Source organism: Marinobacterium lacunae (assembly GCF_000705555.1).
GTDB lineage: Bacteria > Pseudomonadota > Gammaproteobacteria > Pseudomonadales > Balneatricaceae > Marinobacterium_D > Marinobacterium_D lacunae.
In genome coordinates this window covers 249,899-276,078 of record NZ_JMQN01000057.1, presented here as the reverse complement: position 1 = coordinate 276,078, position 26,180 = coordinate 249,899, and the positions used below count along the sequence as shown (strand labels likewise).

The window sequence follows — 26,180 nt, the reverse complement described above, 5'->3', positions numbered from 1 at the left end:
TTAGCGGTTTTTATTGTCGTGGGTGCCGGGTTATACGGTCTCGGCAACCGCTGCAGTGCGGGCCTGCTGCTGGTGCTGCTCCATATCGCGGATCGCCCAGAGCACTCGCTCAGGGGTGGCCGGTGCATCGATGGCCGGGCTGACCCGGTAATCGGCGACACTGGCGATGGCGTCCTTGATGGCGCAGAACACGGAGATACCGAGCATGAACGGGGGCTCGCCGACCGCCTTGGAGTGGTACACGGTGTCCTCGGCGTTCTTGCGGTTCTCCACCAGTCGCACGCGGAAGTCGATCGGCATATCGGTGACCGCCGGGATCTTGTAGCTGGCCGGGCCCGAGGTCATCAGCCGGCCCTTGTCGTTCCAGACCAGTTCCTCCGAGGTCAGCCAGCCCGCGCCCTGGACGAAGGCCCCTTCGACCTGGCCGATATCGATTGCCGGGTTCAGCGAGGCACCCACGTCGTGCAGGATGTCGGCGCGCAGGATCTTGTACTCGCCGGTCAGGGTGTCGACCACCACTTCGCTGCAGGCGCAGCCGTAGGCGTAGTAGTAGAACGGGCGGCCACGGGCGGTGTCGCGGTCGTAGTAGATCTTCGGCGTGCGGTAGAAACCGGTGCTCGACAGCGAGATCTGGTTGAAATACGCCAGCTGGATAAACTCGGCGAACGGCATCACCTCATCGCGGATCAGCACATGGTTGTTGCGGAAGGTGACATCCTCCTCGGTCACGTTGAAGTGACGGGCGGCGAACTCGACCAGACGCTGCTTGATGGTGCGCGCCGCGTTCTGCGCCGCCTTGCCGTTCAGGTCGGCACCGGAGGAGGCCGCCGTCGGCGAGGTGTTCGGCACCTTGTCGGTATTGGTGGCGGTGATCTGGATGGTGTCGAAGTCGACCTGGAACTCCTCGGCCACCACTTGGGCAACCTTGGTGTTCAGCCCCTGGCCCATCTCGGTACCGCCATGGTTCAGATGGATGCTGCCATCGGTGTAGATGTGGATCAGCGCCCCGGCCTGGTTCAGGAAGGTGGCGGTAAACGAGATACCGAATTTCACCGGCGTCAGTGCCAGACCCTTCTTCAGGATCGGACTCTTGGCGTTGAACTCGCGGATCGCCTGGCGGCGAGCCTGGTAGTCGCTGCTCCGTTCCAGGTCATCGATCATCTGCGGCAGGGCGTTGTCCTCCACCTTCTGGTAGTAGTGGGTGGTATCCCTGCCTTCGCCGCCGTACAGGTTGAGCTTGCGCACCTCCAGCGGATCCTTGCCCAGGCGACGGGCGATATCGTCCAGAATGATCTCCGGCATGATCAGACCCTGGGGACCGCCGAAACCGCGGTAGGCGGTGTTGGAGGCCAGGTTGGTCTTGCAGCGGTAGCCGGTGATGGTGGCGTCACCCAGGTAGTAGCCGTTATCGCTGTGGAACATGGCGCGGTCGACGATGGAGTTGGACAGGTCCGGCGAGTAGCCGCAGTTACCGGCCAGCTTCATCTCGCAACCGGTAATGAGGCCATTGTCATCGAAACCGACCTCGTACTGGTTGAAGAAGGGGTGACGCTTGCCGGTCATCATCATGTCTTCCATGCGCGGCAGACGCATCTTCGCCGGACGACGGGTGTGGTGGGCGACCACGGCAGCGATACAGGCCGGGCCCGCGGCCTGGGTCTCTTTGCCACCGAAACCGCCGCCCATGCGGCGCATGTCGATCTGTATCTTGTTGAAGGAGACGCCGAGCACCTCGGCTACCAGCTTCTGCACCTCGGTGGGGTTCTGGCTGGAGGTGAACACGATCATGCCGCCATCTTCGGTGGGCACCACCGAGGAGATCTGGGTCTCCAGGTAGAAGTGCTCCTGACCGCCGATATGGGCCTGACCGGTGATCCTGTGCTGTGCGCCGGCCAGTGCCGCAGCGGAATCGCCCCGTTTGTGGGTATGCGGCTCGCTGACGAAGTGTTCCTGCTCCAGCGCCTGTTCGACCGAGAGTACCGGCTCCAGCTCCTCGTACTCGACGATGGCGGCCATCGCCGCTTTACGCGCGGTGTCCAGATCGTTGGCGGCAACCGCCAGGACCGGCTGGCCGTAGTACTCGACCAGACCGTCGGCCAGGAGCGGATCGCCGGGCAGGACGGCGCCGATATCCAGCTGACCCGGTACATCCTTGGCGGTGATGGCGATCGCCACACCGGGGAAGTCGTAGCAGGGGCTCACATCCAGTTTGGTGATGCGGGCGTGGGCCTTGTCCGACATGCGAGCATAGACGTGCAGCTGGTTGGGGAACTCGAGGCGGTCGTCGACATAGACCGCTTCGCCGCTGACCTGCTTTGCCGCACTCTCATGCTTGACGCTGCGGCCGACGCCGGTGGTCAGGTCCTGTTTAACCAGTTCCAGCATTTCGGCGTAGCTTTTCTTGTTCTGATGATGATTAGACATATGCGGTCACCCGTGTTTCTACTTCTGGGGATTCAAGCTCGACAAAGTACCGGGTCAGCAGGTTGACGGCCGTCAACTGGCGGTACTCGCGGGAGGCACGGAAGTCGGAGATCGGACTGAAGTCCTGCGCCAGCGCCTGTTTCGCCTTTTCGATGGTGTCGCGGTTCCATTCGGCACCGGTCAGTGCCTGTTCGCACTGGCTGGCGCGCTTCGGAATCGCCGCCATACCACCGAAGGCGACGCGGGCGGACTGGACCCGGCCATCGCGGATCACCAGGTTGAAGCAGCCGAGTACGGCGGAGATATCGTCATCGATCCGCTTGGAGATCTTGTAGCTGCGGAACTCGCCGTTATCGGCGGCCCGCGGCACGATCACCTTCTCGATGAACTCTCCCGGCTGCTGGGCGGTGACCTTGTAGTCGATAAAGTAATCCTGCAGATCAAGGCTGCGGCTCTGTTCACCCTGGCGCAGAACCAACTGCGCGCCGAGGGCGATCAGGGCTGGGGGAGAGTCGCCAATCGGCGAGGCATTGCCGATATTGCCGCCCAGGGTGCCCTGGTTGCGGATCTGCAGGGAGGCGAACCTGTGGAGCAGGGCGCCGAAATCGGGATAGTCGTTGCTTAAAGCCTGGTAGCAGTCGGTCAGTGATGCGGCAGCGCCGAGTTCAATGCGGTCATCGAACACCTGGACCTGCTTCATCTCGGCGATATCGCCGACATAGATCAGGGTGCCGATCTCCTTGCGCAGCTGGGTCACCTCCAGTGCCAGGTCGGTGCCACCGGCTACCAAGCGGGCTTCGGGGTGCTGCTCCTTGAGCAGGGCCAGCTCCGCCAGCGTGGTCGGATTGTAAGCTTTTCTTTTGCCGTTGCTCAGTTCGACCTGGGCCCGGGGCTGAATCTCGCGCAGGCGGGCGAGGGTGTCGGCATGCTCACGATTGAAACTGTCCGGGGTTACATTGTCGTACATCTTTTCCGCGGCTTCGACGATGGGGCGGTAGCCGGTGCAGCGGCACAGGTTGCCGGCCAGCGCTTCGTGGATCTCCTCCTTTTCCGGTTTGCCGACATTCTTACCCAGCGCAAACATGGACATGACAATGCCCGGTGTACAGAAACCACACTGGCTGCCGTGACAGTCGACCATCGCCTGCTGAGCGGGGTGCAGACGGTCGCCCTGTTTCAGGTCCTCGACGGTGATCAGCTGTTTGCCGTTCAGTGCAGAGACGAAGGTCAGGCAGGAGTTGACGCTGCGGTAGCGGATGCGCTCGCCGTCGAGCTCGCCCAGTACCACGGTACAGGCGCCGCAGTCACCGGAGGCACATCCCTCCTTGGTACCGGTCTTGCGGGCCTGGGTGCGCAGATAGTTCAGCACCGTCATGTTGGGGTCCAGATGGTCTTCGACCCGCAGCTCTCTGTTGAGTAAGAACCTGATCAAGGAGGGCCTCCTTCTTTACTTATGTTTATTGCGGAGCCGTATTTGTCGCGGGGCTCGTGCTCGTTGGGTATGGGCTGATTAAAGTAAAAGCTGACCTTGGAGTCAACTTTAAAATTGACCTTGGAGTTAGTTTTATATGTGCGTATCTAGTCAAAAATTATGAAAAATGTTGTTTTCGCAGGTATATAGATATGTATTTTGGGGTTTTATAAAGGATATTACCGTCAAACTGCGTTTGCTTACATTTCGTATACTTTTTTTCATAGTGATTTGTGTACATCTTGAGGTCTGGTAATGACTCTGATTTGTCTGGCTCTGCCCGACAGAATGCTAATCTTTACGGTTTTTGCTCGGGGGGACGTATCAGGCCATGTCACGAGCATGAGTCTTTTATTGATTGAAAAATAAGTGCTTTTTCAGAGGTGGGTCGAGAGCGGAGGGTGCCTTTCATATAGTGAATACAAATGGATGCTCATATTGTGGACAATACCTGATCGTTCGGTTAGGTTTCAGTCCTGCGGGTTGAAAGCCTACTTGCAACGTTTGTGACTATTTCGCTTGTTTCTGTTCATGCGTGAACGGGGCAGGTGAAAGACCAAAAAAAATAACTAGGGTATTTTCACAATGGCAAAGCACGACTCTACGATCGACCTGGTCTTCGGACTGGATGACAAACCACGCTTCTCGGTATCGGTTTTTGCTGCGCTTCAGCATGTGCTGGCGAGTTTTATCGGTATCATCACACCAACCCTGATTGTGGGTGGCGTTTTGGGCTTAGGCAGTGAAGTGCCCTATCTGGTGAGCATGGCGCTGATCGTCTCCGGTATCGGCACCTTTATTCAGGCGCGCCGGATCGGGCCGGTGGGTTCCGGTCTACTTTGTGTACAGGGCACCAGCTTCGCCTTCCTCAGTTCTATTCTGGCCGCTGGCTTTATCGTCAAGGGCAACGGCGGCGGGCCGGAGGAGATACTCTCAACCATCTTCGGGGTCTGCTTCCTGGCCGCGTTTGTCGAGATTGTCCTGAGCCGGTTCATCGATAAGCTGCGTCATATCATTACACCGGTGGTGACTGGCACCATCATTACCCTGATCGGCTTGTCGCTGATAAAAGTATCGATGACCGATATCGCCGGCGGCTTCGGTGCTCCGGATCTGGGGGCGCCGGTCAATCTGGCGCTTGCGGGTCTGGTGCTGATCACCATCGTCATTTTTAACCGCTTCCAAGTGCACATGCTGCGTCTGAGTGCGGTGATTATCGGCCTGACCCTTGGGTTTATCGCCTCCTGGTCGATCGGTAAGGTGGACTTCAGCGGTTTGAGCGAACTGTCGCTGATCGCCATTCCCGTGCCGTTCAAATACGGGTTCAGCTTCGACTTCGCCGCGTTCCTGCCGATTGCGATCATCTATGTCATTACCGCGCTGGAAACTACCGGTGACCTGACCGCCAACAGCATGGTGTCGAAACAGCCGGTAGAGGGTCCTGTTTACATCAAGCGGATCAAGGCAGGTGTTTTGGCCGACGGCGTGAACTCTGCCATCGCATCGTCTCTGAACAGCCTTCCGATGACCACCTTTAGCCAGAATAATGGTGTGATTCAGCTGACCGGTGTGGCCAGCCGTCATGTGGCGCTGTTCATCGCTGCAATTCTGGCAATATTGGGCCTGTTCCCAATCATCGGCGGTGTGTTGCAGCAGATGCCGAAGCCCGTATTGGGTGGTGCCACGCTGATTATGTTCGGTACCGTTGCGATGGCCGGGGTCAAGATCATCGCCGAGGCGGGTCTGAACCGGCGCAATATGCTGATCTGCGCAATCTCCATCGGCATGGGGCTGGGTGTGGCTGGTGTGCCGGAAGTGCTCTCGGCCATGCCGCAGGATCTGAAAAACATCATCGGTTCGCCGCTGACTATCGGTGCACTGTCTGCAATTATTCTTAACTTCCTGCTGCCGCACCATCTTGATGGAGTGCCAGAAAGAGTCGAGGAACCTGTTGAAGCAGCAGCCGATACCAGCGGTGATATAGGGGGTGCCCGTGAAGTTCCCCGTGCGGCGGTATCCAGCCCGACAAACAGCTAATCAAACGCAACTGAAAAATTGGAGTAACTCAGTGAACGCTTCCCGACGTGTCTGGATTAAATCGCCTTTGGCGACCCTGGATGAAGCGAGTGCAGGTGGTGTGGTGATCGAAGGGCCGTGCATTGTCGAGGTGCTGGCTGCTGGCGATACACCTACCGCACCGGTCGATGAGGTCTTCGACGCCCGCGAGCATGTGCTGCTTCCGGGGCTGATCAACAGCCACCACCACTTTTATCAGACGCTGACCCGCGCCTTTCCAGGAGCGTTGAACAAATCCCTGTTCAGCTGGCTGAAAAGCCTCTATCCGGTTTGGGCGAGACTCGGGGAGGAGATGATCGAGGTGTCGACCCAGGTGGCACTGGCCGAGCTCCTGCTCTCTGGATGCACCACTGCGAGCGATCATCACTACCTGTTCCCTCAGGGATTGGAAAATGCCATCGATATCCAGATGGCACAGGCTGAGAAGATGGGCATGCGTGTTCACCTGACGCGCGGTTCCATGAGCCTGGGTGAAGATGACGGCGGCTTACCGCCGCAGAGCACGGTGCAGGATGAAGACAGTATTCTGGCTGACAGCGAGCGGTTGATTCAGCGCTATCACCAGGCTGAGCCCGGCGCGATGAGCCGCGTTGCGTTGGCTCCCTGTTCCCCGTTTTCTGTCAGCGAAAGCCTGATGAAAGCCAGTGCGCAGCTGGCTGAAAAGCACGATGTGCGCCTGCACACTCACCTCGCCGAAACTCATGACGAGACCGCATTCTGCGAAAAGATGTTTGGTCTGCGTCCACTCGACTATCTCGAGAAAGTCGGCTGGCTCAGCGACCGGGTCTGGCTGGCCCACGGCATTCATTTCAATGAAGACGAGATTCGTCGTCTTGGCGCTGCCGGCACCGGTATCGGTCACTGTCCTTCATCCAACATGCTGCTGGCCTCAGGGCTCTGCCCGACGCTGGATCTTGAGCGTGCCGGAAGCCCCGTGGGGCTGGGTGTGGACGGCTCGGCCTCCAATGATGGCTCCAACATGATTCAGGAAGTGCGGCAAGCGTTTTTGCTCGGCCGCCTGCGTTATAACGCTTCGGAGATTACCCATCAGAAAGTGCTCTCTTGGGCTACCGAAGGATCTGCGCGCTGCCTTGGTCGCAACGACCTGGGCGCTCTCAAGGTGGGTATGCAGGCGGATATTGCGCTGTTCCGACTGGATGAGCTGCGCTTTGCCGGTGCCGGCGATCCACTGGCGGCTTTGGTGTTGTGCGGTGCGCATCAGGCTGACCGAGTGATGGTGGCGGGGCAGTGGCGGGTGACGGATGGCGCTATCAACGGCTTTGATCTGCACGCGCTGATCGCACGCCAGAACAGCCTGGCCCGCAAACTGGCCGCTTGATAGCGGCCAAAATACTTGTCGACAGGTGTGCCTCTCGCACTTTTAGCCTGACGTAATTCCCCGGGAAAACTTCAGCGATGCTGGCCTCTTATGGGCCGGCAGGGCTTCGTCTTCCCAGCGCTCCGCAACTGTTCATAAACATCAGCATTTCAAAATAAAAACGAAGGATGACGTAAACCATGAAAATCAAAACAACAGCGGCCTGTATTGTCTCGGGTGCGATTCTGTCCACGTCGGTGTCTGCCGAGCAGCTCTGGAGTTCGTTCAGCCTGACCTACCTGAACGGCAGCGAGTATGAGGTGGGGGATGATGATCGCCAGGTGGTGACGGTTGAACACGCCAGCGGTCACAGCTGGGGCGATAATTTCTTCTTTCTCGATCGTTTGAAATCATCCAATGGCTACACCGAAAACTACATGGAGTTGTCGCCGCGCCTGAGCTTGGGCCGTGTCAGTGGGCGAGATTTGTCGTTCGGACCGGTGAAGGATGTGCTGCTGGCGGGAACATGGGAGAGCGGTGAAGGTTTTGACAACTACCTCGGCGGTGTTGGGGTTAGTCTGGATGTGCCGGGTTTTAGTTATTTCAACGTCAACCTTTACCAGGTTAACAACGAGAACGTAGATGACGATCAGCAGATGACCCTGACCTGGGGCCTGCCGTTTGAACTGGGCAGTGCCGAGTTCCTCTATGACGGGTTCCTCGATTGGTCCACTGCGGAGTCCGATCATGCCGCGGAAATGAACTTCACCTCTCAGCTTAAGTGGAATGCCGGCAAGCTGTTCGGCGCCAAATCGCCGGTGTATGTCGGCGTTGAGTATGCCCACTGGAACAACAAGTTCGGTATCAAGGGTGTTGATGAGCGCAACCCTTCGTTGCTGCTGAAGTGGCACTTCTGATCGTTTGATAGGATCGCTCAGGTTGGAGCGAGTTGATCATGACGCACCGGTGCAGGCTTTCCCTTTTAGCCTCCACCGGTGTGAGTTTTCCCGCGTGCTCCGGACTTAGCCGCTCGCTCGGCTGTCATCATTTCCAGAAAGGCTTGCTGGCTTCATGTACCGCATCTGCCTTACTGATACCGATATCTTTCAGCATGTGTGGCGGCAGTGCCAACAGTCGGCGTCTTTGGCGGGCGCGCTGGTGCCACAGGAGAAGCGTTTTTAAGAGCCCGCTGATTGGGCGAGCGCGTTCGATCCGTTTCGGTTGGAGGCCGGCGGGCTCGAAAGTGTTGGTTGCGCAGTTCATGTCGATCACTCCTGTTCTGTTCAGGATTCCAGACTAGAGAGCCTGACGAAACCGATCCAATCGTTTGTCTGGAAGGGGGCGATCAGGAATCGTGATGGGTCAGATAGGGGCGGCTGTGCTTTAATCCGGGTAGGGATAACGATTGACTCGCAGGAGAGCGCGCGATGGAACTCTACCATTTAAAAACCTTTGTGAAGGTTGCCGACGAGGGCAACCTTACACGTGCGTCTCAGGCGCTCTTTACCAGCCAGCCTGCCATAAGCGCGCAGATCAAGGCGCTGGAAGAAGAGTTGGGTGTGCAGCTGTTCTCGCGCACGCCTCGGGGCATGCTGCTGACCCAATCCGGTCGGCAGTTGTATGAGCAGGCGAAGCTGACCCTGAATGCTGCCGATCAACTGCGTATCAAGGCGTCGCGTCTGCGCGAAGAGCTTGTCGGTGAGTTGCGTGTGGGGATGCACACCGATTACGAATATCTGAGGGTGGGGGAGTTATATCAGCTGATCGCCGCGCGTCACGCGCAGCTGGTGCCCCATTTTCTTCAAAGCAGCAGTGGCAGAGTGCTCAATGAGCTGCGTCACGATGAGCTTGATGCAGGGTTCATGTTCGGGCCCTGCCGTGCTGCCGATATGGAGGTGACACCGCTGGGCGAGGTGGAGATGAGGATCATCGCACCGAAAGCCTGGGCAGAGCGTATCGCCGGTGCATCTCTTGAGCAGATCGCCCAGTTGCCCTGGGTGTATACCACGCCGGGGTGTCCCTTCTATCTGCTGTTCGAGGCGCTGTTTGAATCGGGTACTCAGCTGCCTAGGCAGATCGTCTGGTGCGATAACGAAGATGCTATACGAACCCTTATCCGGGCAGAGGTCGGTTTGTCTGTCGTCAGGGTCGATGATGCCGAGCGTGCGGTAAGCGAGGGCTATGGCGTGTGCTGGCACGGCGCTGTGCCTGGCATGTCGATAAATCTGGTCATGCTTAAACAGCGCGCTCGGGAGCCGGCACTTATCGCATTGCGTGAGAGTGTCCAGACGCTCTGGGGGGCGTCTATGGCGGTAGTTACCGAGTCAGAAACGTCCGAGACGGCTTAGTCCCCGGGGCGATCGGCAATCAATCCCAGACGTGAATCGAACGTCATGTGTTGAAGCCGCTCGATAAACCAAGCAAGTGCCTTGCCACGGTTGCTGTTGTGCCACGCGGCACAAAACTGTTGCGCGGGACGGGTATCCACCAGTTTGATGATCTGCAGAGTGCCGTCCTGCAACTCCCGCTGGATCAGGTTCAGTGGCAGGTAGCCGACACCGAGCCCGCGAGCCTGCAGATCAATTTTACGCTGAAGCGAGTCGACGACGATCCGGCTGCGCCCATCGAGCAGACCGGATGATCGGGTTGGCAGATATCGTGAACTGTCGGCAACGACCACGGTGGGGTACTGGCGTATCGAGTCCATGGATAGCGGTTGTGGTATCTGCGTGAGCGGGTGGTCGATGGAGACGGCGAACTCGAACGCCACCTCGCCCAGCGGCAGTGTTGAAAAGCCCTGTCCGGGTGGCTCGCCTGCGGCACCGATGACAAGGTCGCAGCGTTGTGAGTTCAATGCATCCCAGGTGCCGGTGAGAACCTCCTCCATTAGCCTGATCTCGGTTCGCGGCTGCAGGGCCTGAAACTGGCCAATCAAGTCATATACCGCGTCGAAACCCAAGGCGGAATCCACGCATATGCGCAGTTCCGCCTCCCAGCCTCCGGCCGCTTGACGCGCGAGTACGGTGAGTTCCTCACTGGCTGTCAGTATCTGTCTGCCCTGATCAAGCACTAGACGGCCGACTGCGGTCAGTTCGGCCTTTCGCTTGCTGCGGTCAAACAGCTTGATACCGAGATCGTCTTCCAGTTTGTTGATCGTATAGGACACGGCAGATGGGACGCGGTATAGCTCCTCGGCCGCGGCGGCAAAACTTTTGCGCCGATCGATCGCATCGAGGATGCGCAGGGCATCCAGAGTCAGAGGTGAGCTCATTGGTCAAAATATTTGAACTTATAGCTCAAATATCTCCGTTATTTTTTGTTGAGGTCAGTGTTTATAGTGATCTTACTGAACAAACACATTGAATTAAATAAAGGTGGCCCAACATGAACAAAGCAACTCTATTCAAACTGCTCGAAACCCGTTCCGGACTCTCGGCGCTGGCACTGCGTATTCCGGCAGGTATCATCTTTGCCGCCCACGGCGCTCAGAAGCTGTTCGGTGCTTTTGGTGGCTACGGTCTTGAGGGAACAGGGCAGTGGATGGCGTCTATCGGCCTTGAGCCGGGGTATCTGATGGCGCTGGCAGCGGGCAGTGCAGAGTTTTTTGGCGGTATTGCTTTGCTTGTTGGTCTGCTGGTGCGTCCCGCTGCGGCCGTTCTCGCTGTCACCATGGCGGTGGCGATCCTCTCTGTTCATGTCGGCAATGGCCTGTTCATGGCGAATAACGGGTATGAGTTTGGACTGGCGTTGCTCGCAATCTCCGTCGCCTTGGCCATTCAGGGGGCGGGCTCACTCTCTATCGATCGCAAGCTGACCGCAAAGGGCGCCTGATAGGTGCCTTACCAAGCAAAAACAGAAGGAGAAACAGGATGATTACGATCAGGTCATCACAGGCGCGAGGGGTGTTTCGCAACGAGTGGCTCGATAGCCGTCACAGTTTCTCTTTCGGCCATTACTATGATCCCCGCTATATGGGCGTCTCCACACTGCGGGTTGTTAACGACGACCGCGTCGCCCCCGGGGCCGGCTTTGATACCCATCCCCACCGTGATATGGAGATCGTCAGCTATGTGCTTGAAGGACGAATAGAGCATCGTGACACCCTGGGTAACCGGGCCTATCTCTCGGCCGGAGAGGTTCAGGTGATGAGCGCGGGCACGGGTATCATGCACAGTGAATACAACCCGGATGAACAGAATTCGCTGCGCTTCCTGCAGTTGTGGATTCTGCCGGAGCGCAAGGGGCTGCATCCCGGGTATGCGCAAAAGGACTTCTCAGACTCGAAGGGGGTTACCCTGATTGTCTCCCCCGATGGACGGGACGGCTCGCTGAAGATTCATCAGGATGCCGAGATCAGGCAGCTACGCTTGAGCCATGAAAGCTTAGAGCTTTCGATTGTCCCCGAGCGCACCCACTATCTGCAGATAGCCAAAGGAGCATTGTCTGTGAATGGCATGGAGATGCAGGCCGGTGATGGTGCTGAGTTGAAAGGGGAGTCACTGTTGGAGATTGAGGTGCCAATGGACGTTGAGGCGCTGTTATTCACGCTCGCGGATTGAGCCTCTGATCTCGAACAAAGGGTCTGCCGGTGTGTCTGGAAACACCGGCAGATGTTTGTCGTTACAGCGCCATGATCGACAGGATGTTGTCGATCATGCGGTTCGAGAACCCCCACTCGTTGTCGTACCAGGCCATAACCTTGACCAGATCACCGTTAACGCGGGTGTGGTTGGTATCAAAGATGGACGAGGCCGGGTTGTGGTTGAAGTCCACTGATACCAGTGGCAGTGAGTTGATTTCAAGAATACCTTTCATCGGACCATTCGCCGCGTCAATCATGATGGCATTGATCTCATCGGCAGTGGTTTTCCGTTCCGCCTGAAAGGTCAGGTCGACCAGCGATACGTTGATGGTGGGAACCCGTACGGCCATGCCATCCAGTCGACCGTTCAACTCCGGTAGCACAAGCCCGACAGCGGCAGCGGCCCCGGTTTTGGTCGGGATCATCGACTCGGTTGCCGCTCGGGCCCGGTAGGGATCGCTGTGATAGACATCGGTGAGGTGCTGATCGTTAGTGAAGGCGTGAATGGTGGTCATCAGCCCTCTGTCGATTCCCACACCGTCGTTCAGGGCCTTGGCCACTGGCGCCAAGCAGTTTGTGGTACAGGATGCGTTGGATATGATCCGGTGTTCGGGTTTCAGCACCTCGCTGTTGATGCCGAACACCACGGTGGCATCGACATCAGTGCCCGGGGCGGAGAGCAGCACTTTTCCGGCACCGGCTTCAAGGTGCATGACCGCCTTGTTTCGGCTGGTGAAGTGCCCGGTGCACTCGCATACCAGATCAATGCCAAGCGCTTTCCACGGCAGCCGTCTGGGATCGGTCTCGCTGAAGTGTTCGATAGCATGGCCGCCCACAATGAGTTTGCCGTTATCGACGCTGACATCGGTGGCAAAGCGGCCATGAACCGAGTCAAATGTCAGCAGGTGAGCATTGATGTTGACGTCGCCAAGATCGTTGATGGCGACGACCTCTATACGGTCCTGATACCCTCGTTCATAAAGAGCCCTGACAATGTTGCGCCCAATACGTCCCATTCCGTTGATTGCAATGCGAATCTTTGCCATGTCGAAACTCCTGTCGTGACGCTGAAGTACTGAACGGCCGTTATTTTTTCCGGTACTATGCTTGCTCTTATCGGCCCCACCGGCGTCACAGAGCAAGAAAGACCGGTCGGCCCATCTCGCTTCGTTTCTTTATACCAGTAAAGCGTCTCTGATGCCGATCGCCAGTTTTATCGTGGTTGTCACCGTAGATTTTGCGTCGGCTTTTCGGGATCCCGGACTTTTATATCGATCGGACAATCGTTCCGTCATATCAAGACGATGGCGTGTTTTTTACAAGGAGTCTAAACAGGTGCCGCTCTCGAACCATGTTAAAGCAGACCTTCTGCTTGTTCTCACAACGCTATTGGCTGCTGCCGGTTGGATTTTCTCAAAGGAGGCGTTGGCTGGACTTGCGCCGTTGCTGTTCATCGCCATGCGGTTTTCCAGCGCAGGCTTACTTGTCGCTTCGTTTCGTCTCGGATCGCTCAAGGCGCTGTCTGCCGAGCAGTGGCGGGCAAGCCTGAAGGTCGGGATGTTATTCGGGGTGGCGATGGTGTTTTGGATTCTCGGTTTGCATCTTTCGACGCATCTGGGCGTCGGTGCTTTCCTGACTAGCCTGGGCGTCGTGATGGTGCCCTTGATGGGCCTGTTTTTTGGTGAGCGCCCCGGGCGTTACGTATTCTATTCGCTGCCTTTCGTTGCCTCTGGATTAGCCTGCCTGTCGCTCGATACTGAGTTTTCGATTGGCTTGGGTGAGATGAGTTTCCTTACTGCGGCACTGTTTTTCTCGCTGACGTTTATCCTCAACAGCCGGGCATCGGCACGTATCCCGACCGTCCCGCTAACCGCTATTCAGCTGGTATTGGCCGGTATCATCACGTTCGTGGTATCGATCTTCACTGAAACCTGGAACTTCGACCAGCCGATGGCGATCTGGGGCTGGTTTCTGGCCAGTACATTGATCGCCACCAGTCTTCGCTTTTCCATTCAAACCCGTGCACAGGGGCTGGCGCCTGCCAGTCATGCCGCGATTATCATGACCCTTGAGCCCGTTTGGGCGGCATTAATGGCGGCCTGGTGGCTCGGCGAGCAGATGAGCCCGATGCAGATTGCCGGCTGCTCCATGATCTTTCTTGCCATGCTGGTCAACCGCTGGCCAGCTGTTCGCTATTGGGTACGCAACGTTGGGCGCGGCGGTATCCGGTAGGATAACCGCCCCGATTCTTGGCCGCATAAGGCGTTTCATGGCATAAGTTTGGTTGCTATCGAGCGACAATTCGGTATAAAAAAGGTTAATTCGTATGCCATTAGAGGCGGGGCATGAAAGCATGCTCCGTGGATCGCCTATCGGGGGCACTGTGCAATCCAATCTTTTCAAGAGCCTGATACTTTCTTTCGCGCTTACTGGCGGTGTGGCGAGCGTTCAGGCTTCCAGCGATCTGGATCGGTTAACTGAGTTAAATAAAGATGGGGAGTTCGCCAAGGCCTATCAGTTGGCATTGGAGCAGCGACCGCAGATGGAGGGTTTGCCCGAGTTCGACATGCAGTACGGAATCGCGGCAGTCGATAGCGGTCATCCCAATGAAGGCATTTTCGCCTTTGAACGCGTATTGATGGCGCAACCGGGCTATCAGGCCGCTCGGTTGGAGCTTGCCAGAGCCTATTACCTGATCGGCGAATTCGACCGATCTGAGAGGCTGTTCAACGATGTTCTGGCGCTGAATCCTCCCGGTGATGTTAAGGCGCGTGTCGATGTTTTTCTGTCCCGTATCGAGGAAGCAAAGCGTGGTCCGGTAGCAGTTACCCGACGCTCTGTGTCATTCAGGGTCGGCTATGACGACAACGTGAATTCGGGGCCGGGTGATGCGTCATCGCTGGCCTTATACGACGCATTCGGCAATCTGTATGAAGCCTCGGGTGTGTCGAGTCAGGGTGACAGGTTCAGCCGTTTGACAGGTTCGCTCATGCATCAGAATCCGATTAATGACAACTGGAGCTGGTTGGCGGATGTCAGCGCTGATGGCCGTTGGTATGAGGATTTGAACAGCCTTGATAACCTCAGTCTGGATGTAGGAACAGGCGTTATCTGGCAGGGGGATGGGCAATTCGTCCGCACCCGGGTGAGTGGTCAGCGCTACATACTCGATCACCACACGTATCGAAATCTGTACGGAGTCTCGGTTGAGTACCAAAAAGCGCTGGGGCGCGATCTGGCAATGGGCGTATTTGGTAGCTGGAACAGGCTGGAATACGGCGCTGGTACTCGCGACGCCGATATGACTCTGGCGGGAGTGTCGGCGCGTTGGCGGGCTGATTTTATTGGCGATCCGCTGTTACAGGCGTCGTTATACACCGGACGTGAGACGCCAAGGGATGACAACCTTTTTACCGCCGGTAGCGCCGAGCGGGATATTACCGGAGGTCACCTGGGCGCCAGTTGGATGTTGTCGACGGAGCTGACGCTCAACACCGCGCTGATATTCCAAAATAGTCGATATGACGGGCCGTACTACCTTCTGACACCACTGACGTCCGCTGACCGGAACGATCGTAATACTGCGTTTCTGGCGGATCTACAGTGGCAGCTATCGCCCCGAATCAAGGCATTTACCGAGCTTTCGCTGCGCGACAATGATTCCAATACCGCCTTGCTTGACTATCAACGTCAGCAGGTTGCGTTGGGTGTGCACTATCAATTCTAAGGCCTGAGCGATGAGAGCATTACTGGTTGCAGTGTTATTGATCCTCCCGTTCCCCGTATGGGCGGCTGAGCAGGTGGGGCTTGTCCTGCTGGCAATTGGTCAGGTTGAAGCGGTTGATGCGCAAGGAGAGGCACGGGCGTTGCAGCGAAAGTCGCCCCTGTATGATGGCGATCTTTTGAGGACCGGTGAGGGTGGGCGCCTGCAGGTACGGTTTACCGATGGCGGCCTTGTCTCGGTTAAGCCTGCAAGTGAGTTTCGCATTGCCGAGTACAGCTTTGACAAGGACGACCGCGAAAAGGACAACGCCGTGTTCGAGCTGCTAAAAGGCGGCATGAGAACGGTTACCGGACAAGTGGGTAAACACGACAAGGACGATTACAGCGTGCGCACGGTTGTCGCAACTATTGGTATCCGCGGCACACACTACGAACTTCAGCTCTGCGATGTCTCTTGCGCCGGTCAGCGCAACGCGCCTCCGGGTCTGGTGGGTCGAGTGCTTGATGGTCGCATACATGTATCAGGCCAGTCGGACGCCAAGGATATACCCAAGGGGCAGTATTTCTCTCTGTCACAGACCGGTGGCTCGTCGATAGTACTTTCCGATGAACCTCCGGCAGGATTTGTTGAGGATACTGATGACCCTGCTGGTGGTACTCCGTCTCCTTCATCCGAGGGCGGTGAGGACACATCCTCGTCGGACGCGGGCAGCAAAGGCTCAGAGCCAGGAGACGGATCAGTCACCGGCAGTGATGACGTGCTTGATCCTCAGCTCTCGAACGCCCTCGATACCCAGGTGATCGACAGCACCGCCGCAGGCAGTCTGACCAACAATGCTGCGGGTTTTGTCGGCAATGCGCCATCAGGTTCGGTTGTGCTGGTGTCGATGACCGAGCAGAACAGCTCGGGGGGATACAAGCCCTCATCCGGGTATGTTAAAGCCGATGGAGCCAATCAAATCCAGTTGTCCACGATAGGAGCGGTCGGCAATGTCCCGACGAAAATTTACTATCTTGGTGACGCGGCCGGGGACTGCCAGCCGTGTACCTTCGATAGCGGCACTGCCGTATTGACCGGCATAGGCGGCGATGCAATCGGCGTAAACTGGGGGCGGTGGAGCGGTGGCTTGTCGCTTTCCGAAAACGGGGTGGCAGTTAGCTCATCCAATTTCGATTACATATACAGCGACAAGATCACACCGCTGTCAGTTGTGGCGGCTCAAACCGGGCTGCTCACCTACTACTATGTTGGCGGCACTGCGCCGGTTACCGAGAATGGGCTCACCGCTGCCTACACCAGCGGCAGTATTTCTATTGATTTCTCGAACGATTCGGTCACTGGAGCAGTGCTGAGCATGTCCGGATTCGCCGATTTCCGATCGATTAATCTGAGCCTGGACGCCGCTCAATCCTTGACCTCCGTCGTTGGCGGAGACGCTCTGTTGATATCGGGTTCTTGCGCAGGCGGTGGGCCGTGTTCGAGCTATCCGAGCATGACCGGCGAGATGAATATGACGTTCGTTGGCTCAAATGCCGATGCCATCATCTCCTCGTTCAGTGCATCAGGAAATAATGGCAGTTCTGACGTGACCGTCAGCGGTACGGCCCTGTTTACCCCTTCGGGAGGTTAAGGATTTCACCATGGTGCAGCGGGGCCACGTGAATTGGGTCGGTGCTGCTGCACTCTGCGCTGATAGCCTGTTCGAATCCTGCTTTTAGATGAGTAATGCGTACGTCAGGGGTGTAGTCGAGAAGTGCGAGCGCCTGCTGTAGCTGGCTTGAAGTCATATGGCCGCTGTCGTTGGCCAACTCCCGGGCGTCGTCGGTAAAGGATATGTCAACGATGATCAGTTCTGGTTGATGCCGGTTCACCTGGTGCCAGAAGGGGGGGTGGTACCCGGAGTCGCCTGTGAATGCGAAGCTGGACTGTCCATCGTTAACCAGATAGCCAACCGCCGGCGAGGGATGGTCGGCAGGTAAGGTGGTAATCCGATAGTTTTCAATTTCCAGCTCGCTGTCAGGATCGACAGTATGCAGTTGCAGGATCGGCCTTTCAGCTGGCAATTGGGTAAAGTCCGGCCAGATCGTCCAGTTGAAGATATGGTCTTTAAGGGCTGAAATGACCGAAGAACTGGCGTAAACATGTACTGGATGCGTGTGCTGATCGTAGATAGTCGCGAGCATCAGCGGCAGTCCGAGAATATGATCGATGTGGGCGTGCGTAATGATCACACTGCGTATGTCCAGCATCTGTTCAAGCGTCAGCGTGCCAACGCCGCTGCCGGCATCGACCAGTAGATGTTTATCCACCCGAAAGGCTGTTGTATGAAGTCCGGGCCCTATGCCTCCACTGCAGCCGAGAATGTCGATCTTCAATCCGTCCTCGCAAAGTTGCGGTACCATCGCAACGTAGTTAGGTCCGAGGGGAACCCTGTTAGACAGGGCATAGAAAATTATGACAACAAAAACCGATCAGGAATCCAACCAATTTTACGCACGATTGACCGACATTATCAGTCGGATCCATCAGGCGCCAGACTTTGACGCGGCACTTCCGAACGTTGAACCGGCGATACTGGAGATGCTCGGAGCCGAGCGGGTAACCGTCTATCAACGGGACAGGTCCAGTGGCGACATCATCTCCCGTTTTCAAAGTGGAAATGACATAAAGGAGATCAGGGTTCCGATCTCAACCGCCTCTTTGGCTGGCTTTGTTGCATTCGCCCAGCATCCTGTACGAATCAAAAACGTCAGGGATCCCGAAGAGCTGGCGACGATTCATCCTCAACTGAAGTTCGATGCCCGGTTTGAGAGTACGACCCGTTTCCGCAGCCGTGCGATGCTGATCGTTCCGATCATGCATGGCAAGGTGCTGCTGGGCGTACTGCAGTTGATCAACAGCGCCAACCCCGAGGACTTTTCGACTCAGGATGAGCAGCGTGCCGCACAACTGGCTGATTTAATCGGGCAGAAGTTTCGGTATGACTTTGGCTGCACCGATTCACCATGGGAAGGGCTGATACGTGAACGCCTGATAGATCAGGCGAGCTTGGGCAAGTTGGCGGAAAAGAGTAGTGAGCGTGTTCCGTTAAGCCGCCTGCTTCTGGCGATGCCAGAGTTGAATCGTGAGGCGCTTGGGCGATCGCTCGAGCAATTCTATCAGGTGCCATTTATCGCGTATGAGCCAGAGCGGTATCAGCTGCACCCTGTGTGTGAAAAGATCAATCAGGCGTATCTGAAAAACAATAACCTTGTGCTGCTTGCTGGCGCACGGGATGACCGCGTGGTGATTCTGATCGACGATCCCAGCGATACCAGCCGTGTCATGGTCGTGGAGAATTTCCTCGGCAATCGCGACACTCAGCTGTGTTGCGGGCTGATTGACGACATTCACCAGTATTTGGGATTGGAGATCGAAACAGGCGCCGAGTCGGGGAACCTCTCGACCATACTGGGTGAGCTTGAAGAAGAGACTGTCGAAGAGAATGTCATTTCAGACAGTGACGAAGTCTCTGAGCAGGACTCGACCGTTGTCAGGCTGGTTAACCGCATATTGCTCGATGGACGCCGGTTAAGGGCCTCTGATATCCATATTGAGCCGGGTGGAGGTCGAAATCCGGCTAGTGTGCGCATGAGAATTGATGGCGTATGTCAGGAAATTATTCAGATTCCGGCGACGCATGTGCGCGCGACAGTCTCGCGGATCAAAATCATTTCGCGGCTTGATATCGCCGAGCGCCGTCTGCCTCAGGATGGCAAGTTCAGTATTCGATTGAAGGGCCTTGTGCAGGATGTTCGTGTTGCGACCATCCCGACCGTGCATGGAGAGGGGGTTGTGCTTCGTTTGTTACAAAGCGGCGAGCCGATTCCGTTCGATAAACTGAATCTTTCACCGGGTAACAAGAAGGGTATTGAGCAACTGTTGCGGCATCCGCATGGAATACTCCTGGTGGTTGGGCCGACAGGGTCAGGTAAAACCACAACACTACATGCGGTGCTGGCGTGTCTGAACACACCTGATCGCAAGATATGGACAGCAGAGGATCCGGTAGAGATCACCCAGCCCGGTTTGCAACAGGTGCAAATTCAGCCGCGAATCGGATTCGATTTTGCGACCGCTCTGCGCGCTTTCCTGCGTGCAGATCCCGATGTGATCCTGATTGGAGAGATGCGCGATAGGGAGACCGCCCACGCAGGTGTCGAAGCCTCACTGACCGGCCATATGGTGTTCTCGACGCTGCATACCAACTCGGCGCCTGAAACCATTACACGCTTGCTTGACTTGGGAATTGACCCGGTATCCTTTGCTGATGCCCTGCTTGGGGTGCTCGCGCAGCGCTTGGTGCGCACACTGTGTTCTCACTGCAAGGCGCCTTATACCCCAAGTGAAGAACAGGTGGCGTATCTCAAGCGGCAGTACGGCGATGACTATTGGCCGGAGCTTAATATTGAAACCGACTTCAAACTCTATAAGCCGGTCGGGTGTGCAGAGTGCAACGATAGTGGCTACCGAGGACGTACCGGCATTCATGAGTTGCTGGTTTCCGATGCGGTGTTGCGGGAACTGATCTATCGCCAAGCGAATGTTGCCGAGATCAAGGCTGCTGCGGACTCTGCAGGTATGCGCTCGTTGTTACAGGATGGCATACGCAAAGTAGTGGCAGGGCAGATCGATCTGGAACAGCTGCATCGGGTAACGGTCTGAGATGAAATTGCGGATTGGACAGCGCTGGCTTAGGACGCTAGTAGGACTGGCGTGCACGCTGGTTATGGTGTCATTGAGCTGGCAGGGACGCATGCCCGCTCTCTTTGAGCTGTTCGAGCTTGATCTATACGACCAGCGTATCAAGCAAGCGCTAAGTGAAACTGTCGATCCGCGCATCGTGATCGTGGACATTGATGAGTCATCGCTCGCTCGAGTCGGGCGCTGGCCCTGGCCGAGGGATCGTGTCGCACAATTGATCGAGGCGCTGTATCTCGATTACGGCGTGGCTGTAATCGGCTTTGACGTGCTTTTTTCCGAACCCGACGAAACGGTGCAATTAAGTCCGCTGCAAACGCTTGTACAGGGCGGTGGCGTATTAACCGCTGAAATGCTAGATGCAATGGATGGCGATGCGCGTATGGCGGAAACCTTGGCGAGTTTTCCTGCTATACTGGCGATAGCCTTTGACCCTGATGATGCTGATCTGGCGGTAGGGGAGACGGGGCCAGCGCTCATGGTCGAACCGCCGCTGTCTGACTCACTGCCAATCGTTCAGGCGCAAGGGGTCGTGGGAAGCATGCCTTTGCTTGCCCGTTCCGCCACGTCCGGCTTTTTCGACAACCCATTGGTGGACCCGGATGGGGTCTTTCGTCGGGTCCCTCTTATTCAGCGCTATAAAGATCAGTACTACCCTTCATTAGCGCTGGCCATGTGGCAGTCACTATTGCTCAGTGACAGTATCAAACCGATTATCGAGAGCGATCTGTCCGGCTCCTATCAGGTGCTCACCGCGATTGATGCCGGTGGTGTCGAGATTCCCGTTGATCCACAAGGTGCGATGCTGGTGCCGTACCGTGGCCATCAGGGAAGTTTTCCCTATATCTCAGCCGGTGATGTACTGGAGGGCATAGCGCCTCAGGAAACGCTTTCTGGGGCCATTGTGCTTGTTGGTACAAGCGCGGCGGGGTTGCTCGATTTGAGGGTGACGCCCGTGGGACCGCGCTATCCCGGGGTTGAGGTTCACGCTAATGTTTTATCGGCGTTGCTCGATCAGCGCTTTTTCTACAAGCCCGATTTCCTGAGAGCGCTCAATGCAGTACAGATGCTCATTGTGGGGCTGGTTCTGTCGTTAACCTTGCCTCGTCTATCAGTGCTGATGGGGACGATTATTACAGGGCTATTCGGTGTCGGTGTTGTGGCATTTAATTTTTATGCCTTCAGCCAGTTGTATTGGGTGATTCCGCTTGCGGGTGTAACCCTGTTGATCCTGATGCTGTACTTGTTTATGCAAACCACGGGGTTTCTTTTCGAATCGAATATCCGGCGCCAGTTGAGCCGTACATTTGGTCAATATGTTCCACCCGAGGTTGTACGTTCACTGGAGCAGGTTGGCGCAGCGGATCAGTTGCGCGGGGAGAGCCGACAGATGACGGTGCTGTTCTCTGACGTCAGGGGATTTACGACCTTGTCGGAAACCTTGTCGCCTACCCAGCTCACCCGAATGATGAATATCTATCTCAGCGCAATGACGGCGGTTATTCATCGCCATAAAGGCACGATCGACAAGTATATCGGTGATGCCATCATGGCATTTTGGGGCGCGCCCCTGGATGATCCTGAGCATGCCGTTCATGCGCTTGATGCGGCACTGGAAATGGTGGCGGCACTGCCAAAAGTGAACCAACTACTGGAGGCCGAGGGCCTGCCGCAATTACGTGTCGGCATAGGACTAAACTGCGGAGAGATGGCCGTCGGAAACATGGGGTCTAACTTCCGTATGGCCTACACTGTTATGGGCGACGCGGTAAATTTGGGCTCTCGTCTGGAGGGACTGACCAAATATTACGGGGTCGATCTGTTGGTCAGTGAACAACTGCGCGACCAATGTACAGACCACTGTTTCCGCGAACTTGATAGGGTGCGCGTAAAGGGCAAGCAGCAGGCGATAGGGTTATACGAGCCTTTGGCGGTGATGGATTCGATTGAACCTGAGTGGGCTCAGCGCTTCAGTCAGGGGATCGAATACTATCGGAGTCACGAGTGGCAGCGGGCTGAATGCTGTTTCAAAGAGGTTATATCATTACGTCATGGCGTAGACGGCCCCAGTCAGGTTTACCTGCAGCGTATACAGGATCTAACCGCCTCGCCTCCCGGGGTGGAGTGGGATGCCGTTTTTACCCACACCGAAAAATAACGCCCTAGTGCATCAGGCCTGGAAGCTTATCCAGATCGGGTTCGTCAATCTGACTCTCGGCCATGAAGAGCTCGGCATATCGTTTGTAGATGCCCTGACGAACGAAAATTGTGAATAGCTCACCATCAATCTGATTATCCTCAACTTTTCGGCCGATGATGGTTAGCGCCTGTGACAGCTTCATACCCTCTTTGTAGGGGCGGTCAGGCGAAGTGAGTGCCTCGAAAATATCGGCGATACACATGATACGTGCGCGAACCGAGAGCCCGTCGGCCGATAATCCCCGAGGGTATCCTGTGCCATCCAGATGCTCGTGGTGGTTAACGGCAATTTCCGGAACGTGGCTAAGCGACTTCGGGTAGACCAGAGAGTTGAGCATACGGTCGGTGACCCGGATATGGTCCCGCATCAGCTGTAGCTCCTCAGGTAACAATGTGCCTCTGCTGATCGATAAATTACGGACTTCGTTTTCTGATAGGAGTGTGCGTTGGCGCCCGTCCAGGCCGGTCCAGCTGATTGTTGCAAGTTGCTCGATCCGAGCTACCGCTTCAGGCGATGTGAACTCGCTACCGCGGTTGGTGGTTCGGAGAAACTCCATCTCCAGATCCATCTCCGCAATGCGGCTGCGGCAGCTATCAAGCGCTTCTGAATCGTCAGGAGAGTGGGTCAGGCAATCGATGAGCAATGATTGCTGGTACTCTCGAATTCGGCTTGCGACCAGTTCAATACGGTCGAACTGAGTTTCGAGTTTGGTGCCTTTGTCGATAATCGCTTCCGGCGTTGTTATCTTGCCGCAATCGTGCAGCCAGGCAGCGATCTTGAGCTCGTACATCTCTTCGGCACTGAAGCGCGTGTTGGCGTAGGTGCCGTTCCCCGCTTGGTTGACACCTTCAGCCAGCATCATGGCAATTTCCGGTACCTGCTGGCAGTGGCGCCCGGTAACCGGCGACTTATAGTCGATTCCCTCGGCGATGACGCGAATAAAAGACTCGAACAAAGCTCTTTGCGTGTCGATAAGCTGACGCTGGGTGAGTACTGTCGCTGCGAGGGATCCGAGAGCCTCAAGCAGTAGCTGCTGCTCCTGGTTGAAGGCGCAGACGTTCTCTTGGTCATCGATTGCGTTGATCAATTGCAGCACGCCGATAACCTGCTGCTCATGGTCCATGAGCGGTACGCAGAGGAACGAGCGCGAGTTATAACCGAACTGGCGGTCAAACGCGAAGGTACCGGAAAAGTCGAAACGTGTTTCCTGTGACAGATCGGGAATATTAATGGTCGTTCTGTCGACAAATGCGTGGGCCACAACGAGGTCGGACGGTTCACCGTTTGGTTTGAACAGGGTGATAGGGTCAAGCGACGGGGCGTTATCCCGAATGCCCAGACTTTGGGTGCGCAAAACGCTGAAATGCAGTTTGTCGTCGCGGAAGATATAAAGAGTCCCTGCATCACAGTGCAGCAGCTCCATTGCGGAATCCACAACCTCTTCCAGAATATGTCGATGGTCGGGCTCAGCTGAAAGCGATAAGGCCAGGCGAGACAGATGTCGTGCGACGGCTAACGCATGCTCCTCGTGCTGCATGGATCGGACCTCCTCTTTCGATCATGATAAGAATATCCGAAAAGGTGAGGGCTTGGCAGCGTTTCTGTGCGATAAAAAAACCCCTCTTCTGGCGAAGAGGGGTAGGCAAAGTGCAAACAACTCCAACGGCCGGAGCTGCAAGATGGGATGCGATAGGTGAAGAGAGACACCTGTCGCGTCCTGATCCATCAGGACACCTTAAGCATAGCGCGTATGCTGCAATGCACAATACCGAATAGGCTGTTTTTTAAACAATTTGGTTATAAAAATCGCCATATTTACTGCATTGCAGCAAATATGGCAGTTGGAGAGCGCTAAGTGATGGATTTCAAATCGGAAAAAGATCGGCCGATCAGTCTTCCGTTTTCATCTGCTTGCTGAGGCGGAAGGGGTGTGCTGGGTAGGTCCCTATAATACGTACTGTTTTGGCGAAAAAGTGCAACTCCTGCAGTGCGTATTGCATCGCCTGGTCGTGGGGGTGGCCTTCCACATCAAGGTGAAAGCTGGACACCTGCATGGTGTCCGATTCCATATAACTTTCGAGCTTGACCATATTGATGCCATTGGTCGCGAAACCACCCAGCGCCTTGTACAGAGCAGCGGGCATGTTGCGTACTGCAAACATGATTGTGGTCAGGAAGCGCTCGTTGACATCCAGTGTCGGCATGTGGCTGTCTTTCGCGAGGATAATAAAGCGGGTGGTGTTGCCGCTTTTATCCTGAAAGTTCTCACGCAGGATTTCGAGGCCATAGAGCTCTGCAGCCAGGCTGGAGGCGATCACTGCATGCGTTTTCGACGGGTTTTCAGCAAGCTCTGCTGCTGAACCTGCGGTATCCAGCGCGGCAATCGGGTTTAGACCGAGAGCTTTCAGATTGCCGTCACACTGTGCCAGCGCCTGGGGGTGAGAGGAGACCGTTTTCAGATCCTCGACGCGGGTGCCAGGCAGTGCCAACAGGCAGTGATTCACCGGCTCGAAGTGCTCGCCGATAATGTGCAGCTGCGTTTTCGGCATGAGGCGGTAGATCTCTTCAACACGACCGGCGGTGGAGTTTTCAAGCGGAATCATCGCCAGTTTGGCTTCGCCGTTGTCGACCATAAACATCGCATCGAAAAAGTTCTCACAAGCCTGTGCGGTCATGCCCGGAAAGACACGGGTGCAGGAAAGGTGAGAGTAGGCTCCGGGGTAACCCTGATAGGCGATGATGTTGTCTGAGTCGTTCATGGCGCTTGATATTCCATCAATAGGCGGTGTGCGAAGCCGCCGATTATGGCACAGCCATCGGGGCGGAAAAACATCGCTTGGGTGGACGGCTTGGGCTTTTGTGCGTTAACGAACCGGGATACTGGCCATTTCGCGCAAATCAGATGCTATCTGCGGTAATATGCGCTGATATGATTTAAGGAGACACTATGACCCCGGAACGCGAGCAGCGCCTACTGGAGATTCTGCGGCGACGCCAGCCCGATCTGACCCTGATTACCGATAAAGTACACAAACCGCGGAACATTGCAGCGCTGGTGCGCAATTGCGATGCCGTGGGTATTCCCAGAATGCATGTCGTCAAGCCTGATCATGAGTATCGACGTTACCGGGGGACGTCTCGCGGCAGTGATCGCTGGGTTGATTCGGTACTGCATGACACGCTTGAGAGCGCCATCTCGGCCGTTCGAGCGCAGGGGATGAAGATCTATGCAGCTCACCTGTCCGACAGCGCCGTCGATTTTCGGGACGTCGATTACACGCAGCCCTGTGCAGTCTTGATGGGGGCTGAAAAGGCCGGTATCAGTGAGGAGGCAGCGCGTGAGGCCGATGCTCATATCACGGTGCCGATGATGGGTATGGTCGAGTCACTCAACGTCTCGACAGCCGCAGGCATCATACTGATCGAGGCCCAGCGTCAGCGTCAGTTGGCGGGGCTTTACGCGCTGGATCGTATGCCGGTACGCGAAACCGCCCGGCATATGTTCGAGTCGCGCTACCCGAAGATAGCGGCGTACTGCCTGACGGCTGGTTTGCCCTATCCTGAATATGACGATATAGGCGAGTTGCTGGACCCTGCTGCGTGCCAGCAGTTGCTGGCCAGACGAGCCTGAGCCCGGTATTTAAC

20 protein-coding genes are annotated in these 26,180 nt (G+C 56.3%); 12 read left to right on the top strand and 8 right to left on the bottom strand.

The genetic code is table 11. The features are described 5' to 3' along the window. Nucleotides 1–30 precede the first annotated feature (30 nt). Nucleotides 31–2,424 (bottom strand): xanthine dehydrogenase molybdopterin binding subunit, encoded by a 2,394-nt coding sequence (xdhB, locus tag ADIMK_RS19325; RefSeq protein WP_036191499.1) that lies wholly within the window; start codon nt 2,422–2,424, stop codon nt 31–33. Then, the gene (gene xdhA / locus ADIMK_RS19320) at nt 2,417–3,856 is read right to left on the bottom strand and encodes a xanthine dehydrogenase small subunit (RefSeq protein WP_036191496.1); all 1,440 of its coding nucleotides are present in this window, start codon (nt 3,854–3,856) and stop codon (nt 2,417–2,419) included. Before xdhA ends, xdhB begins: the two co-directional genes overlap by 8 nt. A 624-nt stretch (nt 3,857–4,480) precedes the next feature. Here xdhA and ADIMK_RS19315 point away from each other — a divergent pair. The 3 genes from ADIMK_RS19315 (at nt 4,481) to ADIMK_RS19305 (ending at nt 8,206) form a co-directional block, all read left to right on the top strand. Beyond that, nucleotides 4,481–5,932 carry a nucleobase:cation symporter-2 family protein gene (locus ADIMK_RS19315; RefSeq protein WP_081849876.1) on the top strand — a complete coding sequence of 484 codons (1,452 nt, stop codon included), beginning with the start codon at nt 4,481–4,483 and terminating at the stop codon, nt 5,930–5,932. A gap of 31 nt (nt 5,933–5,963) precedes the next feature. After that, the gene (locus ADIMK_RS19310) at nt 5,964–7,310 is read left to right on the top strand and encodes an 8-oxoguanine deaminase (protein WP_036191494.1); all 1,347 of its coding nucleotides are present in this window, start codon (nt 5,964–5,966) and stop codon (nt 7,308–7,310) included. A gap of 179 nt (nt 7,311–7,489) precedes the next feature. Then, nucleotides 7,490–8,206 (top strand): DUF5020 family protein, encoded by a 717-nt coding sequence (locus ADIMK_RS19305; RefSeq protein ID WP_036191491.1) that lies wholly within the window; start codon nt 7,490–7,492, stop codon nt 8,204–8,206. A 127-nt stretch (nt 8,207–8,333) separates the two neighbouring features. On the opposite strand, the gene ADIMK_RS19300 is transcribed toward ADIMK_RS19305, so the two are convergent. Beyond that, nucleotides 8,334–8,552, bottom strand: coding sequence for a DUF1127 domain-containing protein (locus tag ADIMK_RS19300; protein WP_036191488.1), 219 nt, complete (start codon nt 8,550–8,552; stop codon nt 8,334–8,336). Nucleotides 8,553–8,716: 164 nt separating this feature from the next. Between ADIMK_RS19300 and ADIMK_RS19295 the strand changes: the two genes are divergently transcribed. Further along, complete coding sequence (locus tag ADIMK_RS19295) at nt 8,717–9,637, top strand: LysR family transcriptional regulator (RefSeq protein ID WP_036191485.1); 921 nt, start codon at nt 8,717–8,719, stop codon at nt 9,635–9,637. On the opposite strand, the gene ADIMK_RS19290 is transcribed toward ADIMK_RS19295, so the two are convergent. Then, entirely contained in the window at nt 9,634–10,560 is a 927-nt protein-coding gene (locus ADIMK_RS19290; RefSeq protein ID WP_036191482.1) for a LysR substrate-binding domain-containing protein, read from the bottom strand. The two genes, ADIMK_RS19295 and ADIMK_RS19290, sit on opposite strands and share 4 nt — an antisense overlap. Before the next feature lie 113 nt (nt 10,561–10,673). On the opposite strand from ADIMK_RS19290, the gene ADIMK_RS19285 reads away from it, so the two are divergent. Together ADIMK_RS19285 and ADIMK_RS19280 are read left to right on the top strand one after the other, a co-directional pair. Beyond that, nucleotides 10,674–11,120 carry a DoxX family protein gene (locus ADIMK_RS19285; protein ID WP_036191479.1) on the top strand — a complete coding sequence of 149 codons (447 nt, stop codon included), beginning with the start codon at nt 10,674–10,676 and terminating at the stop codon, nt 11,118–11,120. A 38-nt stretch (nt 11,121–11,158) separates the two neighbouring features. After that, a complete protein-coding gene (locus ADIMK_RS19280; protein ID WP_036191476.1) occupies nt 11,159–11,848 on the top strand; it encodes a pirin family protein in 690 nt (229 codons plus the stop codon). A gap of 61 nt (nt 11,849–11,909) precedes the next feature. Here the strand turns inward: ADIMK_RS19280 and gap are convergent, their stop codons facing one another. After that, nucleotides 11,910–12,917 carry a type I glyceraldehyde-3-phosphate dehydrogenase gene (gene gap, locus ADIMK_RS19275; RefSeq protein ID WP_036191473.1) on the bottom strand — a complete coding sequence of 336 codons (1,008 nt, stop codon included), beginning with the start codon at nt 12,915–12,917 and terminating at the stop codon, nt 11,910–11,912. A 289-nt stretch (nt 12,918–13,206) separates the two neighbouring features. On the opposite strand from gap, the gene ADIMK_RS19270 reads away from it, so the two are divergent. The 3 genes from ADIMK_RS19270 (at nt 13,207) to ADIMK_RS21525 (ending at nt 17,225) form a co-directional block, all read left to right on the top strand. Beyond that, a complete protein-coding gene (locus ADIMK_RS19270; protein ID WP_036191470.1) occupies nt 13,207–14,103 on the top strand; it encodes a DMT family transporter in 897 nt (298 codons plus the stop codon). 151 nt (nt 14,104–14,254) lie between these two features. After that, entirely contained in the window at nt 14,255–15,598 is a 1,344-nt protein-coding gene (locus ADIMK_RS19265; protein ID WP_197027587.1) for a porin family protein, read from the top strand. A 10-nt stretch (nt 15,599–15,608) separates the two neighbouring features. Then, complete coding sequence (locus tag ADIMK_RS21525) at nt 15,609–17,225, top strand: FecR family protein (RefSeq protein ID WP_051693134.1); 1,617 nt, start codon at nt 15,609–15,611, stop codon at nt 17,223–17,225. On the opposite strand, the gene ADIMK_RS19255 is transcribed toward ADIMK_RS21525, so the two are convergent. Next, the gene (locus ADIMK_RS19255; RefSeq protein WP_231517096.1) at nt 17,206–17,904 is read right to left on the bottom strand and encodes a 3',5'-cyclic-nucleotide phosphodiesterase; all 699 of its coding nucleotides are present in this window, start codon (nt 17,902–17,904) and stop codon (nt 17,206–17,208) included. The two genes, ADIMK_RS21525 and ADIMK_RS19255, sit on opposite strands and share 20 nt — an antisense overlap. Nucleotides 17,905–18,049: 145 nt before the next feature. On the opposite strand from ADIMK_RS19255, the gene ADIMK_RS19250 reads away from it, so the two are divergent. Together ADIMK_RS19250 and ADIMK_RS19245 are read left to right on the top strand one after the other, a co-directional pair. Then, nucleotides 18,050–20,299 (top strand): GspE/PulE family protein, encoded by a 2,250-nt coding sequence (locus ADIMK_RS19250; protein ID WP_051693133.1) that lies wholly within the window; start codon nt 18,050–18,052, stop codon nt 20,297–20,299. 1 nt (nt 20,300) lies between these two features. Beyond that, nucleotides 20,301–22,493, top strand: coding sequence for a CHASE2 domain-containing protein (locus tag ADIMK_RS19245; protein ID WP_231517095.1), 2,193 nt, complete (start codon nt 20,301–20,303; stop codon nt 22,491–22,493). A 4-nt stretch (nt 22,494–22,497) separates the two neighbouring features. Here ADIMK_RS19245 and ADIMK_RS19240 read toward each other — a convergent pair whose 3' ends face one another. Beyond that, nucleotides 22,498–24,072, bottom strand: a complete 1,575-nt coding sequence (locus tag ADIMK_RS19240) for an HD domain-containing phosphohydrolase (protein ID WP_036191461.1) — start codon at nt 24,070–24,072, stop codon at nt 22,498–22,500. Nucleotides 24,073–24,424: 352 nt separating this feature from the next. Next, nucleotides 24,425–25,294, bottom strand: a complete 870-nt coding sequence (locus tag ADIMK_RS19235; RefSeq protein ID WP_036191458.1) for a prephenate dehydratase — start codon at nt 25,292–25,294, stop codon at nt 24,425–24,427. Nucleotides 25,295–25,482: 188 nt separating this feature from the next. Between ADIMK_RS19235 and trmH the strand changes: the two genes are divergently transcribed. Then, entirely contained in the window at nt 25,483–26,166 is a 684-nt protein-coding gene (gene trmH / locus ADIMK_RS19230) for a tRNA (guanosine(18)-2'-O)-methyltransferase TrmH (RefSeq protein ID WP_036191455.1), read from the top strand. Nucleotides 26,167–26,180: the final 14 nt, after the last annotated feature.